Source organism: Yoonia vestfoldensis DSM 16212, from assembly GCF_000382265.1.
Lineage (GTDB): Bacteria > Pseudomonadota > Alphaproteobacteria > Rhodobacterales > Rhodobacteraceae > Yoonia > Yoonia vestfoldensis.
Genome location: NZ_KB907980.1, coordinates 161,110 through 174,991, shown reverse-complemented (window position 1 = coordinate 174,991; position 13,882 = coordinate 161,110). Strand labels below are relative to the sequence as shown.

Here is a 13,882-nt window from a genome sequence, read left to right as displayed (position 1 = left end):
CGCCCGCATGAAAACCACGTGCACCGCTTTCGCATTTATTTTGCAAATGTTCTGTTAATGTTCTAGATCGGCACTGGCAGTGTCGATATCGGTCGCTATGTATTGGACGTTGTCCCCGGGGGTCAGAATGGCTGAGCTGAAACATATCGAAGTGCGCGGCGCGCGCGAACACAACCTCAAGAACATCGACGTGGACATTCCGCGCGACCAGCTTGTGGTCATCACCGGCCTGTCGGGGTCCGGCAAATCGTCGCTCGCGTTCGACACGATCTATGCCGAAGGGCAGCGCCGCTATGTGGAATCGCTGTCGGCCTATGCGCGCCAGTTCCTCGACATGATGGAAAAGCCCGATGTGGATCACATCAGCGGGCTGAGCCCCGCCATTTCCATCGAACAGAAAACCACCAGCAAGAACCCGCGGTCTACCGTCGGCACCATTACCGAAATCTACGATTATCTGCGTCTGCTGTTCGCCCGCGCGGGCACACCGTACAGCCCCGCCACCGGCCTGCCGATCGAGGCGCAGCAGGTGCAGGACATGGTCGACCGCGTGATGGCGATGCCCGAGGGGACGCGCGGCTATCTGCTCGCGCCCATTATCCGCGACCGCAAGGGCGAATACCGCAAGGAATTTCTGGACCTGCGCAAACAGGGGTTCCAGCGCGTGAAGGTCGACGGGCAGTTCTATGAGCTGGACGAGCCGCCAACATTGGACAAGAAGTTCCGCCATGACATCGACGTGGTTGTCGACCGGATCGTGGTGCGCGCAGGTCTGGAAACACGGCTGGCCGACAGTTTCCGCACCGCACTCGACCTTGCTGACGGGATCACCGTGCTGGAAACCGCACCGGGCGAGGGTGAGGGTGAGCCGGAACGCATCACATTCTCGGAAAAATTCGCCTGTCCGGTATCGGGGTTCACGATCCCCGAGATTGAGCCGCGCCTGTTTTCCTTCAACGCCCCCTTTGGTGCATGCCCCGATTGCGACGGGCTGGGGGTGGAATTGTTCTTTGACGAACAACTGGTCGTCCCCGATGTGACGCTGAAGATCGCCGACGGCGCCTTGGCCCCGTGGCGCAAGGGCAAGTCGCCCTATTTCCTGCAAACGATCGAGGCCATCGCCAAACATTACGGGTTCAACAAGAACGCCCGCTGGAAAGACCTTGACCCCAAGGTGCAGGAGGTGTTCCTGCGCGGCTCCGGCACCGAGGAAATCAAGTTCCGCTATGATGAAGGCGGGCGGGTCTATCAGGTGGAACGCCCGTTCGAAGGCGTGATCCCCAATATGGAACGCCGCTATCGCGAGACCGACAGCAACTGGATCCGCGAGGAATTCGAGGCCTATCAGAACAACCGCCCCTGTGGCACTTGCGGCGGCTATCGCCTGCGGCAAGAGGCGCTGGCGGTGAAAATTGGTGGACAGCATGTCGGGCAGGTCGTGCAGATGTCGATCAAGGAAGCCTATGACTGGTGCCTGACTGTCCCCGACAGCCTGAGCAAGCAGAAGAACGAAATCGCCGTCGCGATCCTCAAGGAAATCCGCGAACGGCTGGGGTTCCTGAACAATGTCGGGCTGGAATATCTGACGCTGGCGCGCAATTCCGGCACCCTGTCGGGCGGGGAAAGCCAGCGCATCCGGCTGGCCAGCCAGATCGGGTCGGGGTTGCAAGGCGTGCTTTATGTGTTGGACGAACCCAGCATCGGGCTGCACCAGCGCGACAATGACCGTCTGCTCACGACACTGAAAAACCTGCGCGATCAGGGCAATACCGTGATCGTCGTCGAACATGACGAAGAGGCGATCCGCGAGGCCGATTACGTCTTTGACATCGGCCCTGGTGCCGGCGTGCATGGCGGGCAGGTGGTCGCCAAAGGCACCCCGGCCGAGATCATGGCGAATGAGGCGTCGATCACCGGCATGTATCTGACCGGCAAGCGCGAGATCGCCGTGCCCAAGACCCGCCGCAAGGGCAAAGGTAAAAAGATCACGGTGGTCAAGGCGACGGGCAACAACCTGCAGGACGTGACGGCGGATTTCCCGCTGGGCATGTTCGTCTGCGTGACGGGCGTGTCGGGCGGTGGCAAATCCACACTGACGATTGAAACCCTGTTCAAGAACGCGTCGCAGAAACTCAACGGCGCGCGCCAGACGCCTGCGCCCTGCGAGACGATCAAGGGGTTTGAACACCTTGACAAGGTGATCGACATCGACCAGCGCCCCATCGGGCGCACGCCACGGTCGAACCCTGCGACCTATACCGGTGCCTTTACCCCGATCCGCGACTGGTTCGCGGGCCTGCCCGAAGCCAAGGCGCGCGGCTATAAACCGGGACGGTTTTCGTTCAACGTCAAGGGCGGCCGCTGCGAGGCCTGTCAGGGCGACGGTGTCATCAAGATCGAGATGCATTTTTTGCCCGACGTCTATGTGACCTGCGAAACCTGCAAGGGCGCGCGCTATAACCGCGAAACGCTCGAGATCAAATTCAAGGGCAAGAGCATCGCCGATGTGCTTGATATGACAGTGGAAGATGCGCAAGGATTCTTTACCGCCGTGCCGTCCATCCGCGAAAAGATGGATGCGCTGATGCGTGTCGGACTTGGCTATATCAAGGTTGGCCAGCAGGCCACGACCCTGTCAGGCGGCGAGGCGCAGCGCGTGAAACTGTCTAAGGAGCTGGCGCGCCGGTCGACGGGCCGCACGCTTTATATTCTGGATGAACCGACGACGGGGCTGCATTTCGAGGACGTGCGCAAGCTGCTCGAGGTGCTGCATGAATTGGTCGATCAGGGCAATTCGGTGATCGTGATCGAACATAATCTCGACGTGGTGAAAACCGCCGATCATATCATCGATATCGGCCCCGAAGGTGGTGATGGCGGCGGGCGGATCGTCGCGGTCGGCACGCCCGAAGAGGTGGCCGAAGTCGCGGAAAGCCACACGGGCCGCTATCTCAAGCCGATGCTGACCCCGCGCAAGGTGGCGGCGGAGTAGTCACAGCGCCATCCTTTGGGATGGCGCTGGCGCGCCGCGCGGGAGTATTTCTGGAAATAAGAAGTCAGGGGCGCTGGCGGTTTGCGAAGCGTGGCAGCATGGCCGAGAAATCGCGGCCGCGTCCGTCCTCTGCTTCCACGAATTGCGCGTAGAGTGCGGTGGCGGCTTGGCCCAGCGGCGTGTCGGCATGGGCGGCCAATGCGGCCTGCTGGCTGAGGCGCAGGTCCTTGAGCATCAGTTCCGCCGCGAAGCCGGGTTTGTAGCCGTTGTCGGCGGGGCTGACAGGGCCGATACCCGGGGCAGGGCAATAGCTGGTCATCGACCACGATGACCCCGACGAGGTGCTGACCACATCGAACATCGCCTGCCGGTCAAGGCCCAGCTTGTCTGCCAGCGCAAACGCCTCGCAGGTGGCGATCATGGTGACGCCGAGGATCATGTTGTTGCAGATCTTGGCCGCCTGACCGTTGCCCGCAGCGCCGCAATGCACGGCCTTTTGGCCCATGATGGCAAAAAGCGGTTGGACGGCCTCGAACGCGGGCAGGGGGCCGCCGGCCATGAAGGTCAGCGTGCCGTTTGTGGCCCCGCCGATGCCGCCCGACACAGGTGCGTCGATGGCTTGCAGCCCGTGGGCCTCTGCTGCTGTAGCGACCGCGCGCGCGCTGTCCACATCGACGGTCGAGCAATCGAGGTGAATGGCACCGGGCTTCATCGCCGGATGAATCTCTGCTGCGACCGCGCGCAGGATCGCGCCATCGGGCAGCATGGTGATGACGACATCGGCGTTCTGAACCGCCTCTTGCGCGCTTTTGGCCAGCGTCAGGCCAGCGGGCTGCGCCACCGGATCGAAGCCTGTCACCGCGTGGTCGCGCGCAAGGTTCGCGGCCATCGGCGCGCCCATATTGCCAAGCCCGATAAAGCCGATCTTCATGTCTCATCCTCCCAGATCAGTGCGTCCTTGCCCAAGGGGGCGGTCATTGCCGTGATGTCGTCGATGGTATGGGGCTGCCAGCGCGGGCTGCGGTCACGGTCGATGATCGCGGCACGGATGCCTTCGATGAAATCGCCCTGCGCGGCGCAGCGGAAGGTGTAGCGGAATTCATGGTCGAGCGCTGTTTCTATCGTCGGGTCCTGCCTGACGGCCGCGATGATCCGTGCGGCGACAGCCATGGCGAGCGGGGCGTTGTAGTCCAGCATGGGCAGGGCATGCGCGGCGAGCGGGCTATCCTGCGCTGCCAGCCGCGCGCGGATTTCGGACACATCCGGCGCGCAGAACGCGGCGTCGATGACGCTTTGCCAGTCTTTCAGGCGGCTGGAGGGCGGCGGGCCTGCCTTGATCGCCGCAACGTTCCCGGTCGTGATCAGGACCGATTTGAGCGCCTCCCAATAGGCTGCGGGGATGAAATGGTCGGCAAACCCTGCGTGGATCGCATCGCCTGCATCCATCCGGTCACCGGTCAGGCCCAGATAGGTGCCCAGATACCCCGGTGCGCGCGCGAGGATCAGGGAGCCGCCCACATCCGGCACCAGCCCGATGCTGCATTCAGGCATGGCGATCTTGCTTGCCTCACACACGATCCGGTGGCTAGCATGGCATCCGATGCCGACGCCGCCGCCCATGGTGTAACCGTGCAGGAAGGTCACGACAGGTTTGGGGAAATGGTGGATCTTGCGGTTCAGGCGGTATTCATCGCGCCAGAACCGCTGCCCATAGCTGAAATCGCCGCGCTGCCCACTGGCATACATATCCGCGATGTCGCCGCCCGAACAAAACGCCCGGTCGCCCGCGCCGTCGATCAGGATCAGATCGACCTGATGGTCGTGCCGCCAGTCGTCCAGTGCCGCCTCGATGGCAAGGCACATGTCCCATGTCAGCGCGTTCAGCGCCTTGGGCCGGTTGAGCGTGATCAGCCCTGCGCGACCGTCCTTGCGGATGATGATATCGCTCATCGGATCATCTGGCGCGCGGTGATCAGGCGCATGATCTCGTTCGTGCCTTCCAATATCTGATGCACCCGCAAGTCGCGCACGATCTTTTCGATCCCGTAATCCGCCAGATAGCCGTAGCCGCCGTGCAATTGCAGGCATTGATCGGCCACCATGCTGCCGGTTTCGGTGCAAAGCTTTTTCGCCATGGCGCAGAATTTCGTGGCGTCGGGTGCACCCGTGTCGAGCTTCCACGCCGCCTGCCGCAGGAAGGTGCGCGCCGATTGCAGCGCGATTTCGGCATCGGCCAGCCGGAATTGCAGGCCTTGGAATTGGTCGAGTGATTGGCCGAAGGCCTTGCGGTCCTTCATATAGGCCAGCGTCTGGTCCAGCGCGCATTGCGCCGCCCCGATGGAACAGGCGGCGATGTTGAGCCGCCCGCCATCCAACCCCGCCATGGCATAGGTGAAGCCCTGGCCTTCGGTGCCCAGAAGGTTGCCCAAAGGTGTGGCGCAATCGTCCAGCTGCACCTGACGGGTGGGTTGCGACCGCCAGCCCATCTTGTCCTCGAGCCCGCCGAAGGACAGGCCGGGGGCGTCCGCCTCGACCAGGATTGCGCTGATCCCCTTGGGGCCTGCGTCGCCGGTGCGTGCCATGACGATATAGGCGTCCGAATAGCCACCGCCGGAAATGAAGGCCTTGGTGCCGGTCAGCAGGTAGTTTTCATTGCTGCGCACCGCACGGGTTTTCAACGCTGCGGCGTCAGAACCGGATGCGGGTTCGGTCAGGCAATAGGACAGGATCAGGTCTATCGACAAGGCGCGCGGCAGGATGCGCGCCTTCAGATCGTCCGCGCCATAGCTGTCGATCATCCGCGCGCACATGTTGTGGATTGATAAAAACGCCGCAACGGACGCGCAGGAATATGACAAAGCCTCGAACACCAAGGTCGCGTCAAGGCGTGAGAGCCCCGCGCCGCCGCTGTCTTCGGAGACGTAAAGGCCGCCGAAACCAAGCTCGGCGAGTTTGGGCCAAAGGTCCTTGGGGATGGTGCCGTCGCTTTCCCAAGCCCGCGCGAAAGGCGCGATATGCTCTTGCCCGAAGGCCAGCGCCATGTCGAAAATCGCGGATTGTTCTTCGGTCAGCGCAAAGTCCATGATGCCTCCCCCAGCAAGAAATGAACAGGTGTTTAATTATTGCGCGCCTGCGGGCGGTTTGGCAAGGGCGGCTTGCGCCCTTGCCATCTGCGTCATTCCATCAGCGGGATCGAAAAGGCGCTGCCGTCCTTGATGCCCGAGGGCCAGCGCGAGGTGATCGTTTTGGTGCGGGTATAAAACTTGAACGCATCCGGCCCGTGCTGGTTGAGATCGCCGAACATGGATTTCTTCCAGCCGCCAAAGGTGTGATAGGCCAAAGGCACCGGGATCGGCACGTTGATACCGACCATGCCGATATTGATCCGGTTGGCGAAATCACGCGCGGCGTCGCCGTCGCGGGTAAAGATCGCGGTGCCGTTGCCGTATTCATGATCCATGGTCAGACCCAGCGCTTCTTCATAGGTCTGGGCGCGCACGACCGACAGGACAGGACCAAAGATTTCCTTGGTGTAGATGTCCATATCCTTTGTCACGCGGTCAAACAGATGCGGCCCAACAAAGAAACCGTCCTCGTAGCCCTGCAATTTGAAATCGCGGCCGTCGACGACCAGATCTGCACCTTGCGCCACACCGCTTTCGATCAGTTTGAGGATATTGGCCTTGGCTGCGGCGGTCACGACAGGGCCGTAATCGACGTCATTGCCGGATGTATAGGGGCCGACCTTCAGTTTCTCGATGCGCGGCACCAGTTTTTCGATCAGGCGGTCGGCGGTTTCCTCGCCGACGGGAACAGCGACGGAAATCGCCATGCAGCGTTCGCCAGCGGCCCCGTAGCCCGCGCCGATCAGCGCATCGGCGGCTTGGTCCATATCGGCATCGGGCATGATGATCATATGGTTCTTGGCACCGCCGAAACACTGCACGCGCTTGCCGTTGGCACAGCCGCGGCCATAGATATATTCCGCAATCGGCGTCGATCCGACAAAGCCAATCGACTGGATCACGTCATGGTCAAGGATCGCATCCACCGCTTCCTTGTCGCCGTTGACGACCTGCAGGATGCCTTTGGGCAGGCCCGCTTCTTCCATCAGTTCGGCCAACATCAGGGGCACGGATGGGTCACGTTCGGAGGGTTTGAGGATGAAGGCATTGCCGCAAGCAATCGCAGGGGCGAACATCCACATCGGGATCATGGCGGGAAAGTTGAAGGGCGTGATGCCCGCGGTGACACCCAGCGCCTGTTTCATCGAATACATGTCGATGCCGGGGCCGGCGCTGTCGGTGAATTCACCTTTCAGCAATTGCGGCGCGCCGATGCAATATTCGACGACTTCCAGCCCCCGCACCACATCGCCTTTGGCGTCGGGGATGGTCTTGCCGTGTTCGCGGCTGAGCGCCTCGGCCAGCTTGTCCATGTCGCGGTTCAGAAGGCCGACAAAGGCCATCATCACCCGGGCGCGGCGCTGCGGGTTCACGGCGGCCCATGCAGGCTGCGCCTTGGCCGCAATTTCGACGGCCTTGTCCAGTTCGGCAGCATTGGCCAGCGGCACGCGCGCTTGCACTTCGCCGGTAGCGGGGTTGTAAACGTCCGAGAAACGGCCGGACGTGCCTTTGACGTGTTCGCCGCCGATGTAATGGGTGAGTTCCTGCATAGCATCCTCCATAGGGTTGCAGGCACTATAGCCTTGCGTTTTTGCAGGTAAAAGCGACAATATGTCAAAATCATTTTGCATAAACGCAGGGCGCAGATGGATAACTGGGACGACATGCGCGTGTTTCTGGCGGTGGCCCGCACCGAAAGCCTGTCTGCCGCAGCGCCTTTGACCAAGATGGACCCTGCCACCCTTGGCCGCCGGATCGCGCGGCTGGAACGCAGCGTTGGGGCGGCGCTGTTCGTGAAATCGCCGCAGGGCTATGCCTTGACCGATCTGGGAGAGCGGTTGCGCGACCGTGCCGCCGATGCCGAAACGCAATTCGCGCTGGCGGTCGAGGAATCGCGCGGGGGTGCCACGGCGCTGACAGGGCAGATCCGCATCGGGGCGCCCGATGGTGTCGCGAATTTCCTGCTGCCGCAGGTCTGTGCCGCCTTGCAACACGACAACCCTGATCTTGAAATGCAGGTGCTGGCCTTGCCCCGCGTCGTCAACCTGTCCCGGCGCGAGGCGGATATGGCGATCACCGTCAGCCCGCCTGTCGCAGGGCAATTGATCGTGCAGAAGATCACCGATTACCAGCTGCACCTTGCCATGCGCGCGGATGCGCCCGCCGTCGCTACGCTGGATGATCTGCGCGGGCGGCCTGTCGTGGGCTACATCCCCGACATGATCTTTGACAAGGAACTGGATTATCTGGGCGCCTTGGGGGCAGGGGGTGTGCAGCTTGCCTCCAATTCGGTCGCGGTGCAGTTGCAGATGATCCGTGCCGCGGGTGTCGGAATCGTGCATGATTTCGCGCTGCCTTTCGCGCCCGAACTGCGCCGTGTGCTGACCGACAAGGTGGCGCTGACGCGTACCTTTTATCTGGTGCGGCACAAATCGGCGCGTCAATCGGACCGGCTGACGCGCGTCGCCGCCGCGATCCGCGCCGGGCTGACGGCCGAGGTCGCGCGCCTTGAACGCATCGCGTGCTTGACAGACGGGTCTGCGGTTTGACACGCTGAACCATCGTCAGAACGTGGGGGGAACACATCATGATCGTCGGGCAAATCCTGAAATCCAAAGCCGATATCGGCGTTTTCTCGGTCAAGCCGACCGATCCTGTATCGTCCGCAGTCGCGATCTTGTCTGAAAAGCGGATCGGGACGGTCGTCGTCTCTGGCGACGGTGACACGCTGGACGGCATCCTGTCCGAACGCGACATCGTGCGTGAACTGGGAAAGCGCGGGGTCAGCGCCCTGTCCGCCCCGGTGTCAGAGATGATGACCAGCAAACTGACCACCTGCACCACCGCCGACAGCGCCGATCAGGTGCTTGAAATGATGACCGAAGGGCGCTTCCGCCACCTGCCGGTGATGGACAACGGCAAGATGATCGGCCTGATTTCCATCGGCGACGTGGTCAAGGCGCGGCTGGCGGAACTGTCGATGGAAAAAGACGCGCTGGCGGGGATGATCATGGGGCACTAGCCCCGTTGCAATCCGCCGCGCGATAGTGTTGCCTGCGCGCAATATTCTTTCTGCCAGAGGTGCGTCATGCGCGTAGGTCTTTATCCCGGAACCTTCGATCCGGTCACGCTGGGGCATCTTGATATCGTGCGGCGTGCCGCAACGCTGGTGGACCGGCTGGTCATCGGCGTGGCGATCAACCGCGACAAGGGCCCGCTGTTCACGCTCGAAGAACGCGTCGCCATGGTCGAGGCGGAATGTGTGCCGCTGGGCCGCGATGTCGGCTGCGAGATCGTCGTGCACCCGTTCGAGAACCTGTTGATCAACTGTGCCCACGACGTTGGGGCCAACGTGATCATCCGGGGTCTGCGGGCCGTCGCGGATTTCGAATACGAATATCAGATGGTGGGGATGAACCGCATTCTGGACGATTCGATCGAAACGGTGTTCCTGATGGCCGAAGCCGAACATCAGGCCATCGCGTCCAAGCTGGTCAAGGAAATCGCGCGACTAGGTGGCGATGTGTCGAAATTCGTCACCCCTGCCGTCAATGCCGCGCTGATCCAGCGCCTGCGCGGCTAGACACACAAAAGCCGCCCCCGAAGGCGCGGCTTGGTCGTCATCCTGTGGCCGGGTTCAGCCGTAGATTGCCTTGCTGGCGATCTTGGCTGCGTCTTCGCGGAACAGGCCGAGGTCGATTGCCACATCCTGCGGCATGCTGGCCAGTTCGTTCTTCAGACGCAGATAGGCGGCGCGTTTCTGCACGGCGATGCGGACTTTGGTCAAGACGGTCATAGGCGTGCTCCTTTTGCTGTCGCTTTCGTTTGTCTTGATCCACAAATAGCGATGCTGCGGCGCAGAACAACTGACAGTTAGCGCTAGCGGATATGCATTCGCTGCATGGCGGGGTTTGCGGAATGCACAAAAAAAGACCGGCCCCGCAAGGGACCGGCCATTCGCCGTGAAAGGCGTGTGTTTACAGCAGCTTGCCCATGGCGACGGCGGTATCCGCCATGCGGTTGGAAAAGCCCCATTCGTTGTCGTACCACGACAGGATGCGCACCATGTTGCCATCCAGCACCTTGGTCTGGTCCAGATGGAAGATCGATGAATGCGGATCGTGGTTGAAATCGCTGCTGACCATCGGCAGGGCGGTATAGCCAAGGACACCTTTCAGCGGGCCATCAGCGGCGGCGATGATCGCGTTGTTGATCTCGTCCACGGTGGTGGCGCGGCTCGCCTCGAAGGTCAGGTCCACGACCGAGACGTTGGGCGTGGGCACGCGGATCGCCACACCGTCAAGCTTGCCGTTGAGTTCCGGCAGCACCAGACCCACGGCCTTGGCAGCCCCCGTTGAGGTCGGGATCATCGACAGGGCAGCAGCGCGTGCGCGGTAAAGGTCCTTGTGCATCGTGTCCAGCGTCGGCTGGTCGCCGGTGTAGCTGTGGATCGTGGTCATGAATCCTTTGGTGATCCCGACGGCGTCGTTCAGCACCTTGGCGACGGGCGACAGGCAGTTCGTGGTACAGGACGCGTTCGAGACGACGATATCGTCTTTGGTCAGCGACTGGTGGTTGACCCCGAACACCACGGTTTTGTCCGCATTGGTGCCGGGGGCGGAAATCAGCACGCGCTTGGCACCCGTGGACAGATGCGCCTGACAGGCGTCCTTGCTGGTGAAGATACCCGTACATTCCAGCACGATATCGACGTCACCCCAGGGCAGATCAGCTGGATTGCGGATCGCGGTCACCTTAATCGGGCCGCGGCCTGCGTCGATGCTGTCCTCGGTCGTGGTCACAGTGCCGGGGAAACGGCCATGCACCGAATCAAAGCGCAGCAGATGCGCGTTGGTTTCCACCGGCCCAAGGTCGTTGATCGCCACCACCTCGATATCGGTGCGGCCGGATTCAATAATGGCGCGCAAGATGTTGCGGCCGATCCGGCCAAATCCGTTGATTGCTACTTTGACGGCCATGCTTGTATCCTCCTTGGGGATGAATGTTGGCGCTAACATTGCGATTTATCGCAAAAGGTCAACCGCCGATGCCGGACCCGTCAGCGCCAGAAGGCGAGATATTCGATCAGATCGACGAATTTCCGCATGGTGAACAGGAAACCCTGCCAATCGTTCGCCAGCCCGTCATAGGCCAGCGCCGCCCCGATCAGCACAAGAAGAAAAACCGCGATGCCATTCGTCATGGCAACGGTCTAGCGGCACGCGCGTTTAATGCAAGCGCCCCATTGTGGCCGCAACATCGGCCATACGCGCGGAAAAGCCCCATTCGTTGTCATACCATGCGAGCACGCGCACCATGCGCCCGCCCACGACCTTGGTCTGGTCGGGGGCAAAGATGCAGCTTTGCGTGGTGTGGTTGAAGTCGATGCTGACCTTGGCCTCGGCGTCATAGGCCATGACCATGCCCATATAACCGCCTGCGGCCTCGGCCACGATGGCGTTGACCTCGGCGACGGTGACGGATTTTCCGGCCTCAAAGGTCAAGTCGACCGCGCTGACATTGGGGGTAGGGACCCGCATCGCGGTGCCGTCGAGCTTGCCGGCCAGTTCTGGCAGCACCTCGCCCAAGGCCTTGGCCGCCCCCGTCGATGTGGGGATCATCGCCATCGCGGCAGCCCGCGCGCGGTAGAGATCGTCGTGCCGCCGGTCCAGCGTCGGCTGGTCGCCCGTGTAGCTGTGGATCGTCGTCATGATGCCGCGTTCGATCCCGATGGCGTCGTTCAGCACCTTGGCAAGCGGGGCAAGGCAGTTTGTCGTGCAGGACCCGTTCGACACCAGTCGTTCGGTCGCCACCAGATCGCGGTGGTTGACGCCGTAAACCACGGTGCGGTCCACGTTTTTCGCAGGCGCCGAGATCAGCACTTTGCGCGCGCCGCGGTCCAGATGCACCGCGGCTTTGTGTCCGTCGTTGAACTTGCCGGTACATTCCAAAACGACATCGACACCGTCCCAGTCCAGCGTGGCGGGATCATAGCTCGACATCACGTCAATCGGGCCGCGTCCCAGATCGAGCGTATTGCCCTTGACTGTCACCGGATGCCCGAACCGGCCATGCACGCTATCGTATTTCAGCAGATGGGCGTTCGTCGCAATCGGGCCGGTGGCGTTGATCTTGACGACCTGTACATCGTTGCGTGCCGCCTCGGTGATATGGGCAAGCGTGCAGCGCCCGATGCGCCCGAACCCGTTGATCCCGATGGTGATTGTCATGTGGCATCCCCCTTGTTGGGCAAGGTCTTGCCAAGTGCATACCGTTGTGTCCAGAAAAAATCTACGCAATCTCAATATGTTAACGGTAACATGCGGTGTATGTTGCTGTTACCGCTAAATGTTTGCGCCAACATGGCGGGGTTGCCGAACGGGGCCGGGACGGCCAGTGTCGACACAGCAACAAAGGAATCGTGGAATGAGCGGATTGCTCGCCTTGCTGGACGATGTGGCCGCCATCGCCAAGGTCGCCGCCGCCTCTGTCGATGACGTGATCGGACAGGCGACCAAGGCGGGGGCCAAGGCGGCGGGCGCTGTCATCGACGATGCCGCCGTGACACCCAAATACGTGCAGGGCTTTTCGGCGGACCGCGAATTGCCCATCGTGTGGCGCATCGCGCTGGGGTCAATCCGCAACAAGCTGGTGATCCTGCTGCCCGCCGCATTGGCATTGTCGGCCTTTGCACCTTTCCTGATCGCGCCTTTGCTGATGCTGGGCGGGGCTTACCTCTGTTTCGAAGGGGCCGAAAAGCTGCTGCATGCCTTTCGGAAACGCGACCCGCATCCCGATGCCACCGGCAACCCCGCGCATCTGGAAGAAGCAAAGGTGCAAGGCGCGATCAAGACCGATTTCATCCTGTCGGCCGAGATCATGACCATCGCCCTTGCCGCCATCGACGCGCCCAGCATCTGGAGCCAGGCTGCTGTCCTCGCGCTCGTTGCGGTGGCGATCACGGCGATGGTCTATGGCGCCGTCGCGCTGATCGTAAAGGCCGATGACGTCGGCCTTGCCATGGCCGCACGCGGGCGTCTGGCGCTGACGCGCGGGCTGGGGCGGGGGATCGTGGCGGGGATGCCCACGTTTTTATTGGGGCTGACATGGGTCGGCACGGCGGCGATGCTGTGGGTTGGCGGGTCGATCATCGTGCACGGACTGGAGGAACTGGGTTTTGCGGCCCTTGGCCACCAGATCCACGGCTGGGCTGTCGTCCTGGGCCATCTTGTGCCAGCGGGCATGAAGGATGCGACTGAATGGATTGCGACGGCGGCGATGGACGGGCTGCTGGGAGTGATCATCGGTTTCGTGCTGATCCCGGTCGCGACCTATGCGGTTGCGCCGCTGATGCAGCGGGTGTCGGGCAAATGAACGATGCCTTGCTGTTGCTGGCGCGGCTACTGATCGCGGCCCTGTTCCTTGGCGGTGCGGTGCAAAAGGTGGTTAGTCCGGGTAATGCCGCGGCACTGCTCGCGGGTTTCGGTTTGCCGGTGGCGCTGGTCTGGCTGGCCTTGGCCTATAACGCGCTGGCAGGGCTGGCACTGGTGGCGGGTGTCGCCGTGCGGCCTGTAGCGCTGTCGCTTGCGGCCTATTGCGCGGTGACCAGCGTGTTTCACTTCATCCCCGATGATCCGTGGCAGATGAGCATTTTCGTCAAGAACTGGTCGATTGCGGGCGGGTGCCTTGCGCTGGCGGTTGCGGGGGCAGGGCGGTTCGGGGTCGGTCGGGGTTAACCCCGACCTACGGTGTGTTGCGGAGTGGT

At 62.0% G+C, this 13,882-nt stretch carries 14 protein-coding genes; 6 read left to right on the top strand and 8 right to left on the bottom strand.

The annotated features are described in order from the left end of the window. Positions 1-127 precede the first annotated feature (127 nt). Positions 128-2,992 carry an excinuclease ABC subunit UvrA gene (uvrA, locus tag H147_RS0110120; RefSeq protein WP_019955251.1) on the top strand — a complete coding sequence of 955 codons (2,865 nt, stop codon included), beginning with the start codon at positions 128-130 and terminating at the stop codon, positions 2,990-2,992. A gap of 64 nt (positions 2,993-3,056) precedes the next feature. On the opposite strand, the gene mmsB is transcribed toward uvrA, so the two are convergent. The 4 genes from mmsB to H147_RS0110100 all read right to left on the bottom strand — a co-directional run bounded on the left by mmsB (position 3,057) and on the right by H147_RS0110100 (position 7,667). Further along, positions 3,057-3,923 (bottom strand): 3-hydroxyisobutyrate dehydrogenase, encoded by an 867-nt coding sequence (gene mmsB / locus H147_RS0110115; protein ID WP_019955250.1) that lies wholly within the window; start codon positions 3,921-3,923, stop codon positions 3,057-3,059. Next, the gene (locus tag H147_RS0110110) at positions 3,920-4,942 is read right to left on the bottom strand and encodes an enoyl-CoA hydratase/isomerase family protein (protein WP_019955249.1); all 1,023 of its coding nucleotides are present in this window, start codon (positions 4,940-4,942) and stop codon (positions 3,920-3,922) included. The genes mmsB and H147_RS0110110 overlap by 4 nt, the downstream gene beginning before the upstream one ends. After that, complete coding sequence (locus H147_RS0110105; protein ID WP_019955248.1) at positions 4,939-6,075, bottom strand: acyl-CoA dehydrogenase family protein; 1,137 nt, start codon at positions 6,073-6,075, stop codon at positions 4,939-4,941. The genes H147_RS0110110 and H147_RS0110105 overlap by 4 nt, the downstream gene beginning before the upstream one ends. Before the next feature lie 92 nt (positions 6,076-6,167). Beyond that, positions 6,168-7,667 carry a CoA-acylating methylmalonate-semialdehyde dehydrogenase gene (locus H147_RS0110100; RefSeq protein WP_026352417.1) on the bottom strand — a complete coding sequence of 500 codons (1,500 nt, stop codon included), beginning with the start codon at positions 7,665-7,667 and terminating at the stop codon, positions 6,168-6,170. 96 nt (positions 7,668-7,763) lie between these two features. On the opposite strand from H147_RS0110100, the gene H147_RS0110095 reads away from it, so the two are divergent. The 3 genes from H147_RS0110095 to coaD all read left to right on the top strand — a co-directional run bounded on the left by H147_RS0110095 (position 7,764) and on the right by coaD (position 9,700). Beyond that, a complete protein-coding gene (locus tag H147_RS0110095; protein ID WP_019955246.1) occupies positions 7,764-8,666 on the top strand; it encodes a LysR family transcriptional regulator in 903 nt (300 codons plus the stop codon). 38 nt (positions 8,667-8,704) lie between these two features. Further along, complete coding sequence (locus tag H147_RS0110090; protein ID WP_019955245.1) at positions 8,705-9,139, top strand: CBS domain-containing protein; 435 nt, start codon at positions 8,705-8,707, stop codon at positions 9,137-9,139. 66 nt (positions 9,140-9,205) lie between these two features. Then, positions 9,206-9,700: a pantetheine-phosphate adenylyltransferase gene (coaD, locus tag H147_RS0110085; RefSeq protein WP_019955244.1), complete on the top strand. Its 495-nt coding sequence runs from the start codon at positions 9,206-9,208 to the stop codon at positions 9,698-9,700. Positions 9,701-9,754: 54 nt separating this feature from the next. On the opposite strand, the gene H147_RS21180 is transcribed toward coaD, so the two are convergent. The 4 genes from H147_RS21180 to gap (H147_RS0110065) form a co-directional block, all read right to left on the bottom strand. Next, positions 9,755-9,913, bottom strand: a complete 159-nt coding sequence (locus tag H147_RS21180) for a hypothetical protein (RefSeq protein WP_169379858.1) — start codon at positions 9,911-9,913, stop codon at positions 9,755-9,757. A gap of 181 nt (positions 9,914-10,094) precedes the next feature. Next, positions 10,095-11,096 (bottom strand): type I glyceraldehyde-3-phosphate dehydrogenase, encoded by a 1,002-nt coding sequence (gene gap, locus H147_RS0110075; protein ID WP_019955242.1) that lies wholly within the window; start codon positions 11,094-11,096, stop codon positions 10,095-10,097. Positions 11,097-11,176: 80 nt separating this feature from the next. Continuing rightward, positions 11,177-11,320, bottom strand: coding sequence for a hypothetical protein (locus tag H147_RS21175; protein WP_019955241.1), 144 nt, complete (start codon positions 11,318-11,320; stop codon positions 11,177-11,179). Positions 11,321-11,345: 25 nt separating this feature from the next. Then, positions 11,346-12,347, bottom strand: a complete 1,002-nt coding sequence (gap, locus tag H147_RS0110065; RefSeq protein WP_019955240.1) for a type I glyceraldehyde-3-phosphate dehydrogenase — start codon at positions 12,345-12,347, stop codon at positions 11,346-11,348. 196 nt (positions 12,348-12,543) lie between these two features. Here gap (H147_RS0110065) and H147_RS0110060 point away from each other — a divergent pair, with 196 nt between their 5' ends. Further along, entirely contained in the window at positions 12,544-13,491 is a 948-nt protein-coding gene (locus H147_RS0110060) for a DUF808 domain-containing protein (RefSeq protein WP_019955239.1), read from the top strand. Further along, positions 13,488-13,853, top strand: coding sequence for a DoxX family protein (locus tag H147_RS0110055; protein ID WP_019955238.1), 366 nt, complete (start codon positions 13,488-13,490; stop codon positions 13,851-13,853). Before H147_RS0110060 ends, H147_RS0110055 begins: the two co-directional genes overlap by 4 nt. Positions 13,854-13,882 lie beyond the last annotated feature (29 nt).

Excerpts from the sequence above, each read along its gene's own strand:
- H147_RS0110110 (WP_019955249.1), bottom strand. The coding sequence starts at position 4,942 with ATGAGCGATATCATCATCCGCAAGGACGGTCGCGCAGGGCTGATCACG.
- H147_RS21180 (WP_169379858.1), bottom strand. The coding sequence starts at position 9,913 with ATGACCGTCTTGACCAAAGTCCGCATCGCCGTGCAGAAACGCGCCGCC.
- uvrA (WP_019955251.1), top strand. The coding sequence starts at position 128 with ATGGCTGAGCTGAAACATATCGAAGTGCGCGGCGCGCGCGAACACAAC.
- H147_RS0110090 (WP_019955245.1), top strand. The coding sequence starts at position 8,705 with ATGATCGTCGGGCAAATCCTGAAATCCAAAGCCGATATCGGCGTTTTC.
- mmsB (WP_019955250.1), bottom strand. The coding sequence starts at position 3,923 with ATGAAGATCGGCTTTATCGGGCTTGGCAATATGGGCGCGCCGATGGCC.
- H147_RS0110105 (WP_019955248.1), bottom strand. The coding sequence starts at position 6,075 with ATGGACTTTGCGCTGACCGAAGAACAATCCGCGATTTTCGACATGGCG.
- H147_RS0110100 (WP_026352417.1), bottom strand. The coding sequence starts at position 7,667 with ATGCAGGAACTCACCCATTACATCGGCGGCGAACACGTCAAAGGCACG.
- gap (WP_019955242.1), bottom strand. The coding sequence starts at position 11,096 with ATGGCCGTCAAAGTAGCAATCAACGGATTTGGCCGGATCGGCCGCAAC.
- coaD (WP_019955244.1), top strand. The coding sequence starts at position 9,206 with ATGCGCGTAGGTCTTTATCCCGGAACCTTCGATCCGGTCACGCTGGGG.
- H147_RS21175 (WP_019955241.1), bottom strand. The coding sequence starts at position 11,320 with ATGACGAATGGCATCGCGGTTTTTCTTCTTGTGCTGATCGGGGCGGCG.
- H147_RS0110095 (WP_019955246.1), top strand. The coding sequence starts at position 7,764 with ATGGATAACTGGGACGACATGCGCGTGTTTCTGGCGGTGGCCCGCACC.
- H147_RS0110055 (WP_019955238.1), top strand. The coding sequence starts at position 13,488 with ATGAACGATGCCTTGCTGTTGCTGGCGCGGCTACTGATCGCGGCCCTG.
- gap (WP_019955240.1), bottom strand. The coding sequence starts at position 12,347 with ATGACAATCACCATCGGGATCAACGGGTTCGGGCGCATCGGGCGCTGC.
- H147_RS0110060 (WP_019955239.1), top strand. The coding sequence starts at position 12,544 with ATGAGCGGATTGCTCGCCTTGCTGGACGATGTGGCCGCCATCGCCAAG.